The 18,487-nt window shown below is 47.4% G+C and carries 20 protein-coding genes, 11 tRNA genes and 1 rRNA gene; 2 read left to right on the top strand and 30 right to left on the bottom strand.

The features are described from left to right. The 13 genes from FZD51_RS22435 to FZD51_RS22495 form a co-directional block, all read right to left on the bottom strand. Nucleotides 1-852: ribosomal RNA gene (locus tag FZD51_RS22435) — 16S ribosomal RNA — on the bottom strand; the annotation flags it as partial. Between the two features lie 83 nt (nucleotides 853-935). Then, a tRNA-Gly gene (locus FZD51_RS22440) sits at nucleotides 936-1,009 on the bottom strand. A 21-nt stretch (nucleotides 1,010-1,030) separates the two neighbouring features. Next, nucleotides 1,031-1,107 (bottom strand) — tRNA-Pro (locus FZD51_RS22445). Between the two features lie 7 nt (nucleotides 1,108-1,114). Continuing rightward, nucleotides 1,115-1,191, bottom strand: a tRNA-Arg gene (locus FZD51_RS22450). A gap of 75 nt (nucleotides 1,192-1,266) precedes the next feature. Then, nucleotides 1,267-1,353 (bottom strand) — tRNA-Leu (locus FZD51_RS22455). Nucleotides 1,354-1,423: 70 nt separating this feature from the next. Further along, a tRNA-Leu gene (locus FZD51_RS22460) sits at nucleotides 1,424-1,505 on the bottom strand. 14 nt (nucleotides 1,506-1,519) lie between these two features. Further along, nucleotides 1,520-1,595, bottom strand: a tRNA-Lys gene (locus FZD51_RS22465). A gap of 5 nt (nucleotides 1,596-1,600) precedes the next feature. Beyond that, a tRNA-Gln gene (locus tag FZD51_RS22470) sits at nucleotides 1,601-1,675 on the bottom strand. A gap of 18 nt (nucleotides 1,676-1,693) precedes the next feature. Next, nucleotides 1,694-1,769: transfer RNA gene (locus FZD51_RS22475), tRNA-Asp, on the bottom strand. A 31-nt stretch (nucleotides 1,770-1,800) separates the two neighbouring features. After that, nucleotides 1,801-1,872: transfer RNA gene (locus FZD51_RS22480), tRNA-Glu, on the bottom strand. 21 nt (nucleotides 1,873-1,893) lie between these two features. Beyond that, nucleotides 1,894-1,984: transfer RNA gene (locus tag FZD51_RS22485), tRNA-Ser, on the bottom strand. A gap of 3 nt (nucleotides 1,985-1,987) precedes the next feature. Then, nucleotides 1,988-2,062: transfer RNA gene (locus tag FZD51_RS22490), tRNA-Asn, on the bottom strand. Between the two features lie 96 nt (nucleotides 2,063-2,158). Continuing rightward, on the bottom strand, nucleotides 2,159-2,629 hold the full coding sequence (locus tag FZD51_RS22495; protein WP_148976788.1) for a SprT family protein: 471 nt from the start codon (nucleotides 2,627-2,629) through the stop codon (nucleotides 2,159-2,161). Between the two features lie 118 nt (nucleotides 2,630-2,747). Between FZD51_RS22495 and cmpA the strand changes: the two genes are divergently transcribed. Further along, nucleotides 2,748-2,861, top strand: coding sequence for a cortex morphogenetic protein CmpA (cmpA, locus tag FZD51_RS22500; RefSeq protein WP_009795797.1), 114 nt, complete (start codon nucleotides 2,748-2,750; stop codon nucleotides 2,859-2,861). A gap of 49 nt (nucleotides 2,862-2,910) precedes the next feature. Here cmpA and FZD51_RS22505 read toward each other — a convergent pair whose 3' ends face one another. The 14 genes from FZD51_RS22505 to acpS form a co-directional block, all read right to left on the bottom strand. Then, nucleotides 2,911-5,052: a Tex family protein gene (locus FZD51_RS22505; protein WP_187445867.1), complete on the bottom strand. Its 2,142-nt coding sequence runs from the start codon at nucleotides 5,050-5,052 to the stop codon at nucleotides 2,911-2,913. A gap of 118 nt (nucleotides 5,053-5,170) precedes the next feature. Next, a complete protein-coding gene (locus tag FZD51_RS22510) occupies nucleotides 5,171-5,767 on the bottom strand; it encodes a PP2C family serine/threonine-protein phosphatase (protein ID WP_148976792.1) in 597 nt (198 codons plus the stop codon). Further along, entirely contained in the window at nucleotides 5,764-6,558 is a 795-nt protein-coding gene (sigB, locus tag FZD51_RS22515) for an RNA polymerase sigma factor SigB (protein WP_148976794.1), read from the bottom strand. Before sigB ends, FZD51_RS22510 begins: the two co-directional genes overlap by 4 nt. After that, nucleotides 6,536-7,009 carry an anti-sigma B factor RsbW gene (rsbW, locus tag FZD51_RS22520; protein WP_101552667.1) on the bottom strand — a complete coding sequence of 158 codons (474 nt, stop codon included), beginning with the start codon at nucleotides 7,007-7,009 and terminating at the stop codon, nucleotides 6,536-6,538. The genes sigB and rsbW overlap by 23 nt, the downstream gene beginning before the upstream one ends. Then, nucleotides 7,006-7,338, bottom strand: a complete 333-nt coding sequence (locus FZD51_RS22525; RefSeq protein ID WP_009795792.1) for an anti-sigma factor antagonist — start codon at nucleotides 7,336-7,338, stop codon at nucleotides 7,006-7,008. The genes rsbW and FZD51_RS22525 overlap by 4 nt, the downstream gene beginning before the upstream one ends. A gap of 61 nt (nucleotides 7,339-7,399) precedes the next feature. Then, nucleotides 7,400-8,410 carry a PP2C family protein-serine/threonine phosphatase gene (locus FZD51_RS22530; RefSeq protein WP_148976795.1) on the bottom strand — a complete coding sequence of 337 codons (1,011 nt, stop codon included), beginning with the start codon at nucleotides 8,408-8,410 and terminating at the stop codon, nucleotides 7,400-7,402. A gap of 11 nt (nucleotides 8,411-8,421) precedes the next feature. Continuing rightward, entirely contained in the window at nucleotides 8,422-8,823 is a 402-nt protein-coding gene (locus tag FZD51_RS22535; protein WP_148976796.1) for an anti-sigma regulatory factor, read from the bottom strand. A gap of 5 nt (nucleotides 8,824-8,828) precedes the next feature. Further along, on the bottom strand, nucleotides 8,829-9,185 hold the full coding sequence (locus FZD51_RS22540) for an STAS domain-containing protein (protein WP_009795789.1): 357 nt from the start codon (nucleotides 9,183-9,185) through the stop codon (nucleotides 8,829-8,831). Next, nucleotides 9,182-10,015 carry an RsbT co-antagonist protein RsbRA gene (locus FZD51_RS22545; protein WP_148976797.1) on the bottom strand — a complete coding sequence of 278 codons (834 nt, stop codon included), beginning with the start codon at nucleotides 10,013-10,015 and terminating at the stop codon, nucleotides 9,182-9,184. Before FZD51_RS22545 ends, FZD51_RS22540 begins: the two co-directional genes overlap by 4 nt. Before the next feature lie 407 nt (nucleotides 10,016-10,422). Next, nucleotides 10,423-10,773: a type II toxin-antitoxin system endoribonuclease NdoA gene (gene ndoA, locus FZD51_RS22550; RefSeq protein WP_009795787.1), complete on the bottom strand. Its 351-nt coding sequence runs from the start codon at nucleotides 10,771-10,773 to the stop codon at nucleotides 10,423-10,425. Nucleotides 10,774-10,777: 4 nt separating this feature from the next. Further along, nucleotides 10,778-11,059, bottom strand: coding sequence for a CopG family ribbon-helix-helix protein (locus FZD51_RS22555; RefSeq protein WP_009795786.1), 282 nt, complete (start codon nucleotides 11,057-11,059; stop codon nucleotides 10,778-10,780). 211 nt (nucleotides 11,060-11,270) lie between these two features. Further along, entirely contained in the window at nucleotides 11,271-12,449 is a 1,179-nt protein-coding gene (gene alr, locus FZD51_RS22560; protein ID WP_148976798.1) for an alanine racemase, read from the bottom strand. Between the two features lie 589 nt (nucleotides 12,450-13,038). After that, on the bottom strand, nucleotides 13,039-14,055 hold the full coding sequence (locus FZD51_RS22565) for a LolA family protein (protein WP_022543252.1): 1,017 nt from the start codon (nucleotides 14,053-14,055) through the stop codon (nucleotides 13,039-13,041). Nucleotides 14,056-14,259: 204 nt separating this feature from the next. Beyond that, complete coding sequence (acpS, locus tag FZD51_RS22570) at nucleotides 14,260-14,628, bottom strand: holo-ACP synthase (RefSeq protein WP_148976868.1); 369 nt, start codon at nucleotides 14,626-14,628, stop codon at nucleotides 14,260-14,262. A gap of 129 nt (nucleotides 14,629-14,757) precedes the next feature. On the opposite strand from acpS, the gene FZD51_RS22575 reads away from it, so the two are divergent. After that, nucleotides 14,758-15,348, top strand: a complete 591-nt coding sequence (locus FZD51_RS22575; protein WP_148976799.1) for a rhomboid family intramembrane serine protease — start codon at nucleotides 14,758-14,760, stop codon at nucleotides 15,346-15,348. Between the two features lie 39 nt (nucleotides 15,349-15,387). On the opposite strand, the gene FZD51_RS22580 is transcribed toward FZD51_RS22575, so the two are convergent. The 3 genes from FZD51_RS22580 to uvsE form a co-directional block, all read right to left on the bottom strand. Then, entirely contained in the window at nucleotides 15,388-16,818 is a 1,431-nt protein-coding gene (locus FZD51_RS22580; RefSeq protein ID WP_338120405.1) for a PH domain-containing protein, read from the bottom strand. Next, a complete protein-coding gene (locus tag FZD51_RS22585; RefSeq protein WP_148976802.1) occupies nucleotides 16,811-17,290 on the bottom strand; it encodes a PH domain-containing protein in 480 nt (159 codons plus the stop codon). Before FZD51_RS22585 ends, FZD51_RS22580 begins: the two co-directional genes overlap by 8 nt. Before the next feature lie 96 nt (nucleotides 17,291-17,386). Then, the gene (gene uvsE, locus FZD51_RS22590; RefSeq protein ID WP_148976804.1) at nucleotides 17,387-18,349 is read right to left on the bottom strand and encodes a UV DNA damage repair endonuclease UvsE; all 963 of its coding nucleotides are present in this window, start codon (nucleotides 18,347-18,349) and stop codon (nucleotides 17,387-17,389) included. Between the last annotated feature and the right edge of the window lie 138 nt (nucleotides 18,350-18,487).

Here is an 18,487-nt window from a genome sequence, read left to right on the forward strand (position 1 = left end):
CGGAAACCCTCTAACACTTAGCACTCATCGTTTACGGCGTGGACTACCAGGGTATCTAATCCTGTTTGCTCCCCACGCTTTCGCGCCTCAGCGTCAGTTACAGACCAGAAAGTCGCCTTCGCCACTGGTGTTCCTCCACATCTCTACGCATTTCACCGCTACACGTGGAATTCCACTTTCCTCTTCTGCACTCAAGTCCCCCAGTTTCCAATGACCCTCCACGGTTGAGCCGTGGGCTTTCACATCAGACTTAAGAGACCGCCTGCGCGCGCTTTACGCCCAATAATTCCGGACAACGCTTGCCACCTACGTATTACCGCGGCTGCTGGCACGTAGTTAGCCGTGGCTTTCTGGTCAGGTACCGTCAAGGTGCCGGCAGTTACTCCGGCACTTGTTCTTCCCTGACAACAGAGTTTTACGATCCGAAAACCTTCATCACTCACGCGGCGTTGCTCCGTCAGACTTTCGTCCATTGCGGAAGATTCCCTACTGCTGCCTCCCGTAGGAGTCTGGGCCGTGTCTCAGTCCCAGTGTGGCCGATCACCCTCTCAGGTCGGCTACGCATCGTTGCCTTGGTGAGCCGTTACCTCACCAACTAGCTAATGCGCCGCGGGCCCATCTGTAAGTGATAGCCGAAACCATCTTTCAGCATATCCCCATGAGGGGAAATGCATTATCCGGTATTAGCTCCGGTTTCCCGAAGTTATCCCAGTCTTACAGGCAGGTTGCCCACGTGTTACTCACCCGTCCGCCGCTGACTTCAGGGAGCAAGCTCCCATCCGTCCGCTCGACTTGCATGTATTAGGCACGCCGCCAGCGTTCGTCCTGAGCCAGGATCAAACTCTCCATATAAGAGTAAGATTTAGCTCTGATAAAAAATTAAGATTAACGTTGACGTTTTTGTTCGTTCAGTTTTCAAAGGACAATCTTTAAATTGGAGCGGGTGATGGGAATCGAACCCACGACATCAGCTTGGAAGGCTGAGGTTTTACCATTAAACTACACCCGCATATTAAACTTGAAATACTCATGGTCGGGAAGACAGGATTCGAACCTGCGACCCCTTGGTCCCAAACCAAGTGCTCTACCAAGCTGAGCTACTCCCCGTAAAATATGGCGCGCCCGAAAGGAGTCGAACCCATAACCTTCTGATCCGTAGTCAGACGCTCTATCCAATTGAGCTACGGGCGCATATTTTGAATTGCTTTTTTTAAGAAGCAACTTTTATATCTTATCACAACCACTTTCGGTTGTCAATAAGTTTTTTGGTGCGGCCGAGAGGACTTGAACCTCCACGGGGTTAACCCCCACTAGGCCCTCAACCTAGCGCGTCTGCCATTCCGCCACGACCGCATATTATAAGTGACAGCAAAACTTATTATACCAGGTAATCAAGTGAATATCAACTGGTAAATAATGCTGATGCGGGTGAAGGGAGTCGAACCCCCACGCCTTGCGGCGCCAGATCCTAAGTCTGGTGCGTCTGCCAATTCCGCCACACCCGCATATAGAGATTAAATGGTGAGCCATGAAGGACTCGAACCTTCGACCCTCTGATTAAAAGTCAGATGCTCTACCGACTGAGCTAATGGCTCAAAAATGGCTGGGCTAGCTGGATTCGAACCAACGCATGACGGAGTCAAAGTCCGTTGCCTTACCGCTTGGCTATAGCCCAATGTTTTTTTGAGAAAAATGGCGGTCCCGACGGGAATCGAACCCGCGATCTCCTGCGTGACAGGCAGGCATGTTAACCGCTACACCACGGGACCATCTTTAAGAAAGAAAACAATATATTGCAAGTGACCCCTACGGGATTCGAACCCGTGTTACCGCCGTGAAAGGGCGGTGTCTTAACCGCTTGACCAAGGGGCCATCATAAGACCAGGTTGTATCTGGCGGAGAAGGAGGGATTTGAACCCTCGCGCCGGTTGCCCGACCTACACCCTTAGCAGGGGCGCCTCTTCAGCCACTTGAGTACTTCCCCATATGGCTCCGCAGGCAGGACTCGAACCTGCGACCGTTCGGTTAACAGCCGAATGCTCTACCACTGAGCTACTGCGGAATGTCTTTAACATCTTATCGACTCTTACTATTATAAGAATCCAGAAACCAAAAGTCAACTATGTTTTTAAAAAAGTTTTAATAGGCCTATTTAAACTTAATCTGCCTTGATTTCTCCTGACTTCACGAGCCTTCCCCTGCACTTTCCGCATACATATTTTGATGTATTGATCGATCGCCTTCTCTTATAGAGCTGGCCGCAGCCTGAGCATGTATAGGCAATTACTTTAGCATCCTTCCTCTTTGGCCTGTCCGGTAAAGCAGAGCAAAATCTTGGTGCACCCACTTGTTCTAACAGCAATCTGAAATCCTTGTCTTTATGCCGGTATCCCTTCCCCTCCAGGTGGAGGTGATAATGGCATAACTCATGCTTGATGATGCCGACCAGCTCTTCTCTTCCCAGCTGATCAAGATAGCTTTTATTTATATCAATATTATGGGTGCTTAAAATATATCTGCCTCCGGTTGTCCGCAAACGAGGGTTAAAATAAGCTTTGTGCCGGAATGGCTTTTGAAAATATTCTTTTGAAATCCTTTCGGTCAGCAGTTGGAGTTCTTGATCGTTCATTCCATTGTATCCTTTCTAGTTATGCCCTTTTTACTTGGTTTTATCAGCACCGCAGGTTCACGTGACAACCTTGCCCTGCATAGGCTATATATACAGATTTTACTACAGGAGGGTTCCTATGCCTACATGGTTTCAAAATCAGATTCAGCGTGCATTCCTGGAGAAAAACCGATATCAGATTAAATTGCTGAACCAGTGCTGGTATTTCTATAGAAAGAAACACTTGCAGTGAACTAATAAAAAGGGGGAGTGCATGCTGACACTCCTCCTTCTGTAATTGATCATTGATCAGAAAGCATGGTCAGGGCCACTCTTCCCTTTTGGCTGTCAATACTGTCCACCCACACTGTCACCACATCTCCCACCGATACAACATCCAGTGGATGCTTCACAAACTGTTTTCGCAGCTTTGATATATGGACAAGCCCGTCCTGCTTTACGCCGATATCGACAAAAGCGCCAAAATCCACTACATTCCTGACTGTTCCTTGAAGCTCCATGCCAGGCTTTAAATCTTCAAGCTTCAAAACATCTGTTTTGAGGATAGGCTTAGCGAGATCATCACGCGGATCTCTCGCAGGGCTCCTGAGAGCATCGATGATATCCTTGAGCGTCAGTTCACCTGTTTCAAGCTCTTCCGCTGTTTGTTTGATATCAATTCCGGCAAGTGCTGCTTTCAGCTCTTCTGATCCAATATCAGTTGTTTTAAATCCAAGCCTGGACAGAAGCTTGACGGCATCCTGATAGCTCTCAGGGTGGATACTCGTCCTGTCAAGCGGCTCTTTTCCACCCGCAATGCGCAGAAAGCCGATAGCTTGCTCATAAGTTTTAGCTCCCAGTCTGGGAATCTTTTTCAGCTGGACCCTTGATAAGAATTTGCCTTCTTCCTCTCTTTTCTTAACAATATTATTGGCAACTGTCTTTGATAAGCCTGCCACATACTGCAAGAGAGAAGATGAAGCTGTATTAACATTAACGCCGACCTGGTTTACGGCTGTTTCAACGACAAATGTAAGGGATTCACTCAGCCTTTTTTGAGATACATCATGCTGGTATTGGCCCACCCCTACAGATTTAGGGTCAATTTTAACCAGCTCAGCCAATGGATCCTGCAGGCGGCGGGCGATAGATACAGCACTCCGTTCTTCCACCTGGAAATCAGGGAATTCTTCCCTGGCAAGGTCTGATGCTGAATAGACACTCGCCCCGGCTTCGTTTACAATAATATAATAAATATCGCCGCTCAGTTCTTTTAGGATATCTGCAATGAATTGCTCGGTTTCTCTTGAAGCTGTACCGTTTCCGATCGCTACCATTTCGACTTTGAAAGTTTTAATGATTTGTTTTACTTTTTCTTTTGCATCCTTTGTTTTAGAGACCGGCGGATGAGGATATATAACGCCAATGTCCATTACTTTTCCCGTCTCGTCAACAACTGCCAGTTTGCAGCCTGTACGGTACGCAGGATCCACCCCAAGAACAACCTTTCCTTTAAGAGGCGGCTGAAGCAGGAGGTTCCTCAAATTCTCCGAGAATATATGGATGGCCTGTTCCTCTGCCTTCTCCGTCAATTCATTCCGGATTTCCCGCTCGATGGACGGCTGGATCAGCCTTTTATATCCATCCTCAATCGCTTCGCTTACCGGTACAGCAGAGGGGGAAGAAAGATTTTTGACCCATTTTTTCTTCAAGTAGCTCTGCATCATATCTATATTCGGCCGGATTGCCGCTCTGAGGATATCTTCCTTTTCGCCGCGGTTTACAGCCAGAATTCTGTGAGGAACGATTTTACTGATCGGCTCCTCATATTCGTAATACATTTCATAGACCTTTTTCTCATCATTGTCTGCATCTTTTACAGAAGTTTCAATTTTACCGTTTTTGAAGGTTTCCCTTCTGATCCACTTTCTGCTTTCCGGATCATCAGAGACCATTTCAGCAATGATATCCCTGGCACCAGCAATGGCTTCTTCAGCTGTATTCACTCCTTTTTCCTCAGAAATAAACGCAGCCGCTTTCTCTTCAACCGGTTCTTTGGTGAACGCCAGCATCCACTCTGCTAACGGCTCAAGCCCTTTTTCCTTCGCCTGGGTAGCCTTTGTCCTCCGCTTCTGCTTATAAGGGCGATACAGATCCTCTACCTCCTGCAGTTTGACCGCTTTTCCGATTTGGGCAGCAAGCTCCGGCGTCAGCTTACCCTGTTCTTCTATCGTCCTCAGCACTTCTTCTTTCCGCTGTTCAAGATTCTGTATGTATTGCCATCGCTCCATAATGTTCCGGATTTGCACCTCATCCAATGCACCTGTCTGCTCTTTCCGGTACCGGGCAATAAAAGGAACCGTATTCCCATCCTCCAGCAGGCTGATGACACTTTTCACCTGTTTGCTGTTTATCTTCAATTCAGCTGACACGAGCTTTAACATCTCTTCCTGTTTATGTGCAGTCTTCTCCAAATTCAATCCCCCACAACCTTCGATTTTCTACTACTATTTTATCAAATATATCCAGGTTTCCCAAACAAAGAAAAAAAGCCGGCTCTCATTAGAGCAGGCTCCCAATAATAAAGGTTGAATCATCAGTGCTGTTTGAATATTTGCTTTTAATCTCTTCGGCAATACAATCAATCGGCATAAAGCTTTTGAGCAGGGACTTTACTCCGCTGATATTAAAGCCATCCGAGTGGATAAGAAATTTGGATTTGGCTTCATAATTGAACCGCTGTGTATTGAACACCTGCGGCCTTCCGGACAGATAGCCTGTTACTGGGAGCGGATACGTCAATTTGCCTGCTGCTGAATACAAAAAGAATCGGATATTCCCGACACAGCTGTATACAAATTCTTTATTGATAAGATCAGCCTTGAATACCGAAACAGCCGCTCCCCTTTTCTGAACCAGCACCTTATTGCACAGCTTCATAAGGGTATCAACATCTTCCTGGTGGTTTTCTTCTACCACCTGGATGACAGCAGAAGATGCTTCATGGGCATATTGGCCGCTTCCCAGTCCATCTGCCAGGACGCAGACAAAGTATTCCTCTGTTGCTGTAAAAAAATAGCCATCCCCACATTGGGACTTTCCTTCTTTTGCTGTCTGATGAGCGAGGACCTCAAGATTATCTTTGACAATATGCGTCATGAAAGGCACTCCGAGTTATTGCTTTCAGCATTGATCGCTTCCTGGAGCTTTTTAATGGCCCTTCTCTGCAGCCTTGACACATGCATTTGGGAAATCCCAAGCTTGTCCCCGGCATCTTTTTGGCTCATATTCTCCAGATAGGTGTATTGAATGATTTGTTTTTCGCGGTCTGTCAGGACATGGAGCACTCTTTCAAGTACCATCCGCTGATTGACCTTTTCAAATCCTTCATCCACATTGCCCACAATATCTAAAAGGGTAACCGTTCCTCCGTCAGAATCGGCCTCAATGGAGTGATCGACAGAAAGGGCCTGATAGCTCTTGCCCATTTCCATTGCTTCCAGTACTTCTTCTTCAGAGACCCCGATTTCGTCCGCTATTTCATCAACCCTCGGAGATCTGTGAAGCTGGGTCGTCAGTTCTTCAACCGTTGTTTTTATCTTCGGTCCTAATTCCTTTATCCGGCGAGGTACATGCACGCTCCATGTTTTATCGCGCAGAAATCGCTTGATTTCCCCGATGATCGTCGGGACAGCAAAAGCTTCAAAGCTTTTCCCGAAGGTTTCATCATAACGGCGAATGGCTCCCAGCAGGCCGATGATTCCTACCTGTGCAATATCCTCATGGTAGGAGCGTCCCTTTGAATACTTCCTGGCAATCGTCTCAACCAGGGCTTTGTAATTTCTGACGAGTATCTCCTGGGCTTCTTCATCCTGATTTTCCTGATAGGCTTTGATTAAATCATTTATTTCTTCTTTGGATCTCTGGTTAGGTTGAGATTGTTTCTGCATCCCTCTCCACCTGCTCTCCTTCCAGGTACTTGGTCATAAAGACCGTCACACCCTCTTTATGATGGATTCTAACCTCGTCCATCAATGTTTCGATCAAGTAAAGGCCCAGTCCTCCTTCACGCAGAAATTCGACAGAATCCGTTTGATCATAGGGACCAATGCCTTCGCGTGCAGATTGGAAGTCAAAGCTTTTACCGCTGTCAGCCACCATAACCTCGAGACGGTCGTTATATAGGCCAAAGCCAATAACCACTTCACCTTTTTCACTCGTTTTATAAGCATGCTGCACAGCGTTTGTGCAAGCTTCACTTGTCGCGATCTTCAAATCTTCTATTTCATCATAAGAAAATCCCATTCGGCTTGCGATGCCTGACAATGTCAGCCGGATAACTCCGACAAATTCTGGCTTGGCCGGAATTTTCATTTCTAAGTAATCAAACGGTTGACTCATTGTACCCCACCCTCAATCTGGCTGTTAATATCAATAATATCGGCTAGGCCCGTAATTTCGAACAGCCTTTTCAGACGTTCAGAAAGGCCGACAATCTGAAACTTGCCATTGTTGGAGCGTACATTTTTGAAAACCCCGACAAAAACGCCTAATCCTGTACTGTCCATATAAGATACTTCCGAAAGGTCCACAACCATTTCAACTGCCTCTTTTTCAGAAAGCGGGAATAATGATTCTCTTAGCTTCGGAGCTGTATATGCATCAATTTCTCCGCTTATTTTAGCTTGTACCAATGTATCATTCTCTTTCAAATCTATCGTAATATTCATAACTAGACCCCACCTCTTAACATGTCAATTGCTCTTACCTTATACCCGGCGCGATGAAACGCTAAACATTCCTTTTCAATATTATTAATGTAAAATCATCACGCAATTGAAAATGCTGAAGCTTTTCAAGTTCTTTATAAATATTTGTGACTATCTCCTGCGCGCTGAGATGGATGTATTTGCGTATATATCCAATCAGCGTATCTTTTTCAATGAAGCCTTCATCTGTCCGGCACTCAGTCACCCCATCCGACATGAGCACGATCATGTCCCCGGGATGAACCTCCTTCTCGAACTGCTTATACTTCGTCCGCTTGTCGACCCCGAGCAGCAGTCCCTTGGCCGTCGTCTCGCTGAATTCATCTTTTTCGGCATTATAATAGAAACCGGGTTCATGGCCTGCAGAAGCGTAATGGAAAAGATGGCTTTCCGTATTGTACATTCCGTAGAACATGGTAATGAACATGCTTGGGTCGACGTTCTGCTCTACGACCCTGTTCAGGTTCTCAAGCACGCTGCTTGGCTCATGCCGGTTTTCCGGCAGGCTGTCCATGGCATATTTGATCATTGACATGCACAAGGCTGCTGGAATTCCTTTGCCGATGACATCGGCAATGGCTATGCTTATGTTATTATGCTCATCCTGAACAAAATGATAATAGTCCCCGTTCATATGTTTTGCCGGAACGCTGATTGCCCCTATATCAAGGGAATCGACGGCTGGTACGCTCGTGCCGAGCAGAGTCTGCTGGACGTTCGCGGCAATTTCCATTTCGGACCTCAATTCTTCCTGTTTGTGCCTTAAGCTCTGGTGCTCACGGTAAGCAAGTCCGTAGCCGATCATCACTTCAAGCAGTACATCAAAGGAATGAAGTACATTTTCGGGAAGCTCAGGATAAATTTCAAACAAAAGACTTTTGTGAAGACTGATGATTTCCTCTGGTGATATTTTATGTTCAATGGATTTTCTACTGAATTTTTGACCTTGATACAGTGTCTGTTCTGACTGGTCTTTTAAATAATTCTCTAGAATATCCCGATACTTTGATTCCATCATTTCTCGGAAATCCATAATGCCTCCCCCTAACGAAGCCATTTAGTCGCTCTTATATCTGTACCGTCTCCGGGCGATGAGTTGATGTAGAATTCGTCCATCAGTCTCTTGACCCCAGGCAGACCGGCTCCCAGTCCGCCGGAGGTAGAGAACCCATCCTCCATGACTTGGCGCATATCATTTATTCCAGGGCCGCTGTCCACTGCTACGATCTGCAATCCCGCTTTGCCGCCGTCATAAATTTTCTCTATACATATTTGACCTTGTCCGGCATATAAGTATATATTCCTGGCCAGTTCACTGATGGCCGTCGTAATACGGGCCTGGTCCACTGTACCGAACCCAAGCTCCTTTGCAACATTACGCCCCAGCTGGCGTGCTGCTACGATGTCCCATTCATTAATGATTTTTACGCAGGATTGGATACCCATACAGTTTAATCCCCCAATTCCTGTTGAAGTTTCTCCAAACCTTTTTCTAGATCTAATGCAGTAAGGACATCATCTAACCCTATGCCTAATTCAATTAGCGTAATAGCTACAGCTGGCTGTATACCGGTAATGACGACTTTTGCACCCATCAGTTTGGACATGTTTATAACGTCGCCAAGGACCTTGGCAATAAAAGAATCGATAAAGTCAATGGATGTTAAGTCTATAACAACCCCGTTTGCACTGGTTTCATGAATCTTATGGAGCAGGTCTTCCTGAAACTGTAGTGCTGTCTGGTCATCAAGTTCCCATTGAATGGACACTAGCAGACAGTCATGCAATTTTAATATAGGTATTCTCACTGTTCTCCCTCCACAGCTACAATTTTACGGCTAGTCAGTTCAAGTGCTGCTTCAATTCCCTTTTTCAGTGTGTTCTTCGTTGTAAATTGATTCAGGTCGATCCCCAGATTCACAATGGTCTGGGCTATTTCAGGCCTGATCCCGACAAGCATGCACTTGGCGCCCACCAGGCGGACGGCATCCGCTGCCTGGATGATATGATGAGCCACCATGGTATCCACGACAGGCACACCCGTTATATCTATTAAAACCACTTCCGATCGATGTTTGACCACTCCATTCAGGAGATTCTCCATGATTTGCTTTGCGCGTTCCGTATCTATGGTGCCCACCAGGGGCATTACAGTAATACCTTCAAAAACAGGGATTAATGGAGCGGACAGCTCTTGAAGGGCGATTTTCTGCAGGGAGACGGTTCTTTCCCAGGTCGAGGAATACATATCGACAATTTCATTGGAGACAGGCGTCATCCAGCTTTCAAAATCCTTGACGATGTCCAGCTGGTTCTCGGGCGTAATCAGCCCTTCCTCCTGCATTCCATCAGAAACGACTTTTCCGAAGGTCTGCAGCCCTTTCGTCACAAAACTCAGCGGCCAGCCGAGCCGGACTACTTTTTCGGCAAAATCGGACAGTTTGGAGGTGAACTCCTCGTTCGTACCCTTTATATTCGAAATAATCAAATCGATGAACTCATAGCTCGTGCCTGTGAAAACCTGGTCCGAAACTACGCGTATCACCCGTTCATCCGCGTTTTCCTTCGTGCTGCTGACCCATTCATTGAAGATCTCATCTTTTCGAGCTTGAATATAATCCAAAACCTTTTTATCCATTTGATCCTCCCCATTTTAACATACAAATATTTCTAAAGATGGAGTTACCCTGCACTTGTAAACCAAATTTAAAAATGTAAACAAAATATATATATATACCATTTAATGATAACAGTTAGGCACAGTCAAATAAAACCTCTAAGTATTGGCACTAGAAGAAAGACTTTTAATTTTACCCGTTTTTCGGATGATTAAACCTTTGCAATCTACCCTGTCCTGCAAAAAATAGACATAATAAAAGACAAGCAACACACATGCTTGTCCTCAGCAGATACACAATATAAAGTAGGTTAAAATTTGATATGTACCCGAGATAAAGCAAATCCTTTATCTCTTGGTTTTCCGGAAGACACAGCGAAATCTGTGTGTTATAAAAAGACACCCATAAAGAGCGTGCGTGCTTATAACTAGAATTCAATAAGACCCAAGCTTATTTGCAAAGCTTCATCCACTTTTTCCATCATTTCGTCATCGAGATGGGTTATCTTATCGGTTAAGCGTTGTTTATCAATTGTACGAATTTGTTCCAACAGAATGACAGAGTCTCGTTCAAAACCGTAACGCTTCGCATCAATTTCAACGTGAGTAGGCAGCTTAGCTTTTTGAATTTGGGCTGTAATGGCTGCAACTATTACTGTGGGACTGAACCGATTCCCGATGTCGTTTTGGATGACAAGTACTGGACGTACGCCGCCTTGTTCTGAACCAACAACTGGGGATAGGTCTGCAAAATAAACGTCGCCACGTTTGACAATCAAAGGATTATCCTCCGCTTACTAGACGTTCAACTGTGTGTTCTGCCTCATATTCCGCTTGGAATGCCTCAGATGCAATCGTCAGATTAATTTTTGCCATTTCCATGTAGCCTCTTCTCATCGACTCACGAATTTGTCTCTTCTTCCGCTCACGCAAATACATTTTCGTTGCCTGATAAATGAATTCGCTCCGATTGACATTCTCCTGCTTAACAAAGCTTTCTAACTCGGTTAAAAGATGCTGCGGTAACTTTACCATGATCTCTGTTGTTGCGCTGGACTCAGACACAAACATACACCTCCACCATCACTACACACCATTTTTTATCTCTACCATTTTTTATATTACCATTATTCAGCTGCTGTGCAAAGGACTAATCAGCAATTCCTCTGTATTATCGGCCAAAAAAATATCCTTTTATGCATTAATACGCATTTATTTCCTGAAATATGAATGAAATGGCTGAGCTGGAACGGGATGAGCAGGGATACCCCCCCGCTCAAAGCCTGCTCTGCCTGCCAAGAAGCGGGTTATTCAGATCCACAGTCTTTTCTTCCTGCTTATATACGCGCGGCACCCGGCTGGAGATCATGCAGGTGACCTCGTAATTGATGGTCTCAAGCTTTGCCGCAATTTCATTGACAGAGATCATACTGCCTTCCTGCTCACCTATCAGGGTCGCGGCTGTTCCAGGCTCCACCTCGTATGGCAGGCGGATCATGCATTGATCCATACAGATACGTCCGACAATGGGGACTCTGCTCCCATTCACCAGCACTTCCTGTCCCTGCAGCCTGCGGATCCAGCCGTCGGCATAGCCGATTGGGAGTGTGCCGATCCATTCGTCTCCTTCTGCTTCATAGGTGGCGCCATAGCTGACTTTATCACCTTTTTGGAGCTTTTTCACATGTACGATCCTGGCATGAAGCGAGAAAGCCTCCTTTAGCGGGAATGGCAGCTCATGCTCAATTTCCGGCGATGGGGTAAGGCCATACATGCTGATTCCCATCCTGACAGCATTAAAGCGGGCTTCAGGATATCTGAGCGAAGCAGCACTATTGCTGGTATGGACCATTTCCGGCACCTCGCCGAGCCAAGACAGCATTTCCCTGAATCGGCCGAGCTGCTCCCGGAAATAGGAATCGTCCAGTTCATCTGCTGTTGCAAAATGAGTGTAGATGCCTTGCAGCTCAAAGGCATCCTCCCTCCCCGCAAGCTTCTCAATGGCACGCAGCTCGTCCTTCTCCCGTACGCCGATCCGCCCCATTCCGGTATCGAGCTTTATATGGAAAGTCAGTCTCTTCCCTTGCAGACAAGGAAGTGCCTTCTCGAGCCAGCTTACCTGGAAAACCGTCAGGGTTATATCCGCAGATGCAGCCAGTGGTGCATCCTCTGGCCTGCTGGCACCTAATACCAGAATCGGAGCCTCAATTCCCCTCTGCCTGAGTGAAAGAGCCTCATCCAAAAAGGCAACAGCCAGGCAATCCGCCCCAGCCTCAAGGGCCGCCCTCGCAGCCTGGATATCTCCATGCCCGTATCCGTTTGCTTTCACCACAGCAAACAGCTTCACATCCCCAGGAAGAAGCTTTCTCATAGATTTCACATTTTCTTTTATATGATCAAGATTAATTTCAGCCCATGTATCCCGGTAAAACCCTGTGGGATAATCCATTGCCATTCACGTCCTTTTCCTTCCGTTCAAAAAGTATACAAATTATTATCGAACTCTGGAATCTTAATGTCAACCGAAATGCGGAGGCGGCTTGCCCAGGGACGACAAGCATAAGACAGACTGGATGAAAGGTTTGCTCTTTAACCTTTTAGCCAGGCTGACTTATGTCTCGAGTCCCTAGCCGCTGCAGCTGGACAATAAGAAATGCGGAGGGCGCTTGCTCAGCCCCGACAAGCATAAGACGAGCAGGACGGAAGGTTGTTCTTTAACCTTCTGGCCTGATTGGCTTATGACTCGAGGGGCTAGCGCCCGGAGCTGGACAACAAGAAATGCGGAGGGCGCTTGCTCATATTAAGGAACGCAGGCTAAGAACGCCACGTCCTGTGACAACACCTGCATGACCCGCGTCCTGCGGGCCTCATCCATAAGACGAGCAGGACGGAAGGTTGTTCTTTAACCTTCTGGCCTGATTGGCTTATGACTCGAGCACCTAGGAGCCGGAGCTGGACAAATCGAAATGCAGAGGCGGCTTTCTCCGTAAATCAGCCGCAGCAAAAAGAAGGCAGATGCCCGTTCCAGAGCATCTGCCTTTCCATTATTTCACTGCATCCCCCTGCACGGATTGTGCAAGCATGACCATTTCTTCCCTCGTCAGGTCGCTGGATGCGATGATATATTCCACCCCGCCGTGGGTCCAGCTGATTTTATTGTCGTCAATGGCCCCTATTGTGAAGCCAAGATCCACCGGCTCCCCTGATTCGGAAGTATAGGAGGTGTTTGCCGGCATGACATCTGCTTTTTCCTGGATGAGTGTGAAGGACTTGTCGCCGCCGTAAGTCAGGATGAAGCGTTTGCCATCCTCCATGCTGATTTCTTTTTCATCGATCAGGCTGACATTTTCAAGCTCGGCCTGCGGATATTTGACAGAGAATTCCTCACTGGCCGCTTCTTCTGCCATGACTGGAACCTCGATCTGGGCCCCGGTCATATTTTTCTGGGTATCGAAATCTTTTTTATCAAGGGCAGCCTTGAAGTCAACCTTGGAGAAGTCGACGGTCACCAGCGGGTTCCTGTCTGAATCCATGACCTTGACGCTGACAGGGGCAAGGTCCTTTTTATCAAGGGTGATTTCCTGGTAAGGAAGCATCTTGTTGTTCTGGTATCTCGTCTTTGTTTCAAAAACATAATGTTCCTTAGTGGCGCTGAATTTCGCCTCTTTATCTTCGAGGATATCCTGCAGCAGGGACTCGTACAGATAAGCCTGGCTGCTGTTCTGCGGCCAGTCGCTCTGGAACTTGAAGCTCTTGTTGAGGGCCGGTGTCAGGACAAAAACGCCTTCATCATTGCGGAGGATCATCTGGCTTTGATTCTTTTCAGGATTTTTCAGACTGACGCGATAGTAAGCAGGTTCTTTATGCCAGATTTCAATCGCATAAGTCTGAGGCTCCGTGCCCATCTGAAGGGTCATTTTCGCTTCTGCTTTATATCCCTTCAGTTCCTCCACTTTTCCGCCAAGCTCCTTCACCACATCCTCTTGTGATTTAGTTCCACAGGCAGTTAAGGCAAAGATGGCCAAAAGCCCGGCGAGAAGCATGAACAATCTTTTCTTCATTCCTTCAACCCCTTCTGTCTCATTTCATCAATTGTGCGCTTCCTGCCTGCTTACAGGCATTCCGCTTTCTGAAGGAGAGGCTTGGCAAGCCCGGAAAGCCGCCGCATGAATGCAGGCTGGCAAATCGGATAGCCTTGTCTCTCCTGTCGCACTATGAATATATGAGACAACCTCCGGGAATATGACTTGGCCTATGACAGCTTTTTAGTCACGGATTTCCGGCAGCGGGGTTTCAATGACAACCTGGGCAACAGCATAGCTTTCACTGTGGGAAATGGAAAGATGGAGGCCTTCCCTTTCAGGCTTGCTGAAGAATGGCTTCCCTTTGCGGTCATTTGATATTTCAATATCCTGAAAAGACAGCTCGCTTCCTATCCCTGTGCCATTAGCCTTCGAAAAAGCTTCCTTTGCCGCAAACCGGCCTGCAATGAATTCAAGCTGCCTCTTATCGCTCAGCGTTATATATTTAGCCAGTTCCCGCTCTGTCAGGATGCGTTCTGAAAACTTTGCCCGATTGGCCATCCTGCTGATTCTTCCGATTTCAACGATATCAATGCCGATCCCTTCAATCACATGCATCATCCTTCTAATTGGTTTGCAGCTTGCATACACAATAGTATACAAGCAGTGGCCATTTCCGGCTCTTTCACGCTATAGTATAATTAACCTTCCTTAACTGATAAAAATAGAAAGGGGACTGCTATGTTTACAAGGACAGAGAGCTTCAGGGAATTCATCCGCTTCTATCCCATTGTCTCCATCATTTTGCTTTTGAATATACTACTCTATTTGCTGACTGTTCTGCCTGTATTTCCGAATTCCTACATATTTGAAAGGCTTGCCGGAGTCAATTTATTCATCAGGGAAGGTGAGGTATGGCGGCTTGCCTCACCGATATTCATGCACAGCGGCTTTACGCATGTCCTGTTTAACAGCTTTTCACTTGTCCTGTTCGGCCCTGCCCTGGAGAGGATTGCAGGAAAGGCGAGATTTGCCGGCATCTACCTTATCACCGGCATTTCGGCCAATGTCGCCACCCTGCTGCTTGAGCCGCTCACCTACACGCATGTCGGCTCAAGCGGGGCCATCTTCGGCCTGTTTGGCTTCTTTGCAGCGGTCGCATACTTCCGGAAAGACTTGATGTCTCGCGAGAATTCACAGATCATCATTACGATAGCCGTCATTGGGCTTATTATGACCTTCATCCAGCCAAACATCAATATTTCGGCGCATATCTTCGGTTTCATCTCCGGGTTTCTTATAGGGGCCCTTTCATTAAAAAGGAATAGATAATGCAGAAAAAGCGCCAGCCGGCGCTTTTCTTTATAGCTGTTATTTTTCTCTGGAGTACCATTCATAAATCTGTTCTGCATCACTTATGTCCAGGTCAGCTGCCTTCCCGCCAGACCCTCCCGAGCCGGACTTGACAGTAGCTTCCACTGTCGCAAGCTGCTTCCGTCTTTGAAAGCGGCTTTCCTTCAGGCTGAGCGACTGCACCTTATTCTTCATCATATAAACCGTATGCTTGCTGAACGTCCTGTATCGGAGCGTCAGCTGGCTGCCGCTGATATGCCACCCTGCTGCCCTGAATTTCAAAAAGGACCAGACCACGGCCGGCAGGAGCAGCAAAAGGGACAGAAATCCCCATGGACGAAAGATGGCCGGCGGCACAATTATGAATAAAGCCGCAAAAAGGAGCCCCCTGAGAAGATACCGCGGAAGCGCCCTTTTCGGCAGTCCCGCAAGCTCGATTCCGGCGTTATAATCTGTAAAATGATGCCCGATCATCTCCCCCAATTCATTCCTTTGGATAAGCGGTAAAAGCATCACCTTGGCACTATCCCTATCCACTGCCGACCCGCCAGCGCTTTCCACATATAAAGTACCGAATCCGAGCGGCTGCCTGGCAGGATTTTCACTGAAGCGGAGCGCCTGTATCCTGTGCAGGGGAATCGTGAGCTGCCTTTTCTCCAAAAGTCCCCTGGAGATGACCAGGTCATCTTCCTCTCTTCTGACGGTAAAGCCCGCATATTTCAGCATTGTCCCAATGACAGCGATCACCCATGCCAGCAGCAGGAGCAGAAATACAGCCCCGCTGATGAAAATGACGCCATTCTCTGCAAAATGCTCAAAGCGGTGAAAAAGAGCTTCATAGGGAATGATCTCCTCAAACTGAAAGAAAAAAGCAATCACCGCGGAAATGACCACCCCCGCCCCGCCGGAAGTGGATGCAAGCAGCAGAAGCTGTCCGGGGGAGATCTTATAAATGTCTTGTCCGCTGATGCGGGCCTCCTCCTTCTCTCCGTCCCCGCTGCCCTTCTCCGCTGTAAGCTCCGCCTGGATGGCGGCAGCCTCCGCTTTGGTAATGGCTGTCAGGGTCGCCTCTGCCTCCTGAGTCCCGCTCGTCCCTGCCGTTTCCACCTTGACTTTCACTAACCCGAACGGACGGTGCAGAATGCCTTCGGAAAAATCCAGGCTCTGAATCCTTTCAAAGGGGATATACCTTTTCTTGCGGACAAAGACCCCATATTCAATCCGGAGCTCCCCCTCCTCTATCCGGTAGGTAAAGCGGAGCCACTTCAGGATGCCGCCCGCCAGCACGAGGAGGACTACAGCTGCAGAGCCAATCAGGTAGAAAAGGTCCCAGTTTGAATTTTTGAACCCGAAAACAATGAATACCAAAAACGGTACAATAAGTTCTTTAAGCTGCTTAAAAAAGTTGGCAACCGCAGAGATCGGATGCAGCCTCTTCGGCTCAGACATCTTCATCAGCCACCCTTGCCAGCTTTGAAATGGAGAGGCGCAAACCTTCTGCTTCGTCCATATCAAGCGCAGGTATCTCATGAACAGTAGCTGCTGTAGACACGGCAATGGTGGCCAGCGCATACTTCCTCAGGATCGGACCCTGCCTTGTATCGACATGCTGTACCCTGACCATTGGGACCAGCGTCCTTTTGACAATGAATATGCCGTGCTGAAGCTCGATCTCCTGCTCCCGCACCTCATAGCGCCACCTTTTCCACTTCAGCGAAGGGAAAAGAATGATAAAAAAATACATATACACACATGCCAGGATGACGGCAGCCGGGATGATCCATCCTGGCCCGTCGAAAATAAAGGCAAGCGCCGCAGCCCCTCCCATCGCAAGCACAAAAATGCCTGAGTGGATCGCCCCTGATATCCTCCATACCGGGAGGGCCCTTTTTGAAATCCTTTTTCTTGGTCCGGTGCTCATAAAATAATTCCTCCTGAAAAGGCACTTTAAGTTTTAAGCCGTCCTTCAGTTTTTATACCTTCCAGTATACAGGACTTCAGGCTGCCCGTGAGGAAATTATATTTTGAACGCTGCCTGGTCCACTTCTTCCAAACCTGCCTCATTCCGGAGGTAGTCTGCCAGCCTGAAAAGAGCATCATCCTTCTTTTTCGCTTCAATCATGCAATGAATTTCCGGTACGCTCCCATTGATGTTCTTCAGGAAGTCCATGAACATGACAGGATCAACATAATCAGCATGCGCCCGAAAGTCCTTGGCGGAGCGGGGGCTTGATATATGCATCTTGATGGGAAGCTTCGCATGCTTCCAGGTCGATGTGACCCGCTCCCAATTGCTTATCCAGTCTTCATTTTCAAAGTGGGCCAGATGATGGTGATAGTCAAAGACAAGCGGGATGCCAAGCTTCTCGCATAAATACAGCGTATCATCCAGCGTGAAGGCTGTATCATCATTCTCCAGCATGACCATCTGCTGGATGGCTGCCGGGATCAGCCCCCAGTTATGGACAAACTGCTCCAGTGCCTTCTCCTTGTCATTGTAAGCCCCCCCCACATGCAGGACACACCGGTGCTCTGGTTCAATCCCCATCCCCTTCAGCAAAGCTTTATGCATGGAAAGCGTTTTGATCGAGACATTCAGGATTTCCGGCTTCAGGGCATTCAGCAGGACAAAATGATCGGGGTGGAAATCGACCCTCATTCTATGTTCTTTAATATAGTCCGCCAGTTCCTGGAGAGCCGGCTTTAGCGGCCTCATGTATTTCCAATCGGACAGCTCCTCATGATTGGCAAGCGGAATCAGCTTGGAGCTGAGCCGGAAGAAGGAAATATCATGTGCGGCATTATGCTTCAGGAGGCGCAGGCAATTTTCAAGATTGGAAATCGCGATCCTCTCAAGCTTCCTGATGGCTGCATCCCGGTCCTTAATGCCGGAAAATTGTTTGTAGGTCATCGTCTGCGAAGGCGAGCAATTCTGCAGATGCACACTCATCGCCACATATCCAAGCTTTATGATCGTCAAAGAGCAACCTCCCTTTTATGTTCATTATCCCGCTTAGTATGCGCAATTTCTTTTTTAAAAAAGGAGGGCTGGTTTTCATGAGATTTATGGTAATTTATGTATTTTATGCAGAATCCCTTTGAATTTATGTAGAAACGT

Source organism: Bacillus infantis (genome assembly GCF_008180445.1).
In the GTDB taxonomy this organism is placed as follows: Bacteria; Bacillota; Bacilli; order Bacillales; family Cytobacillaceae; genus Bacillus_AB; species Bacillus_AB infantis_B.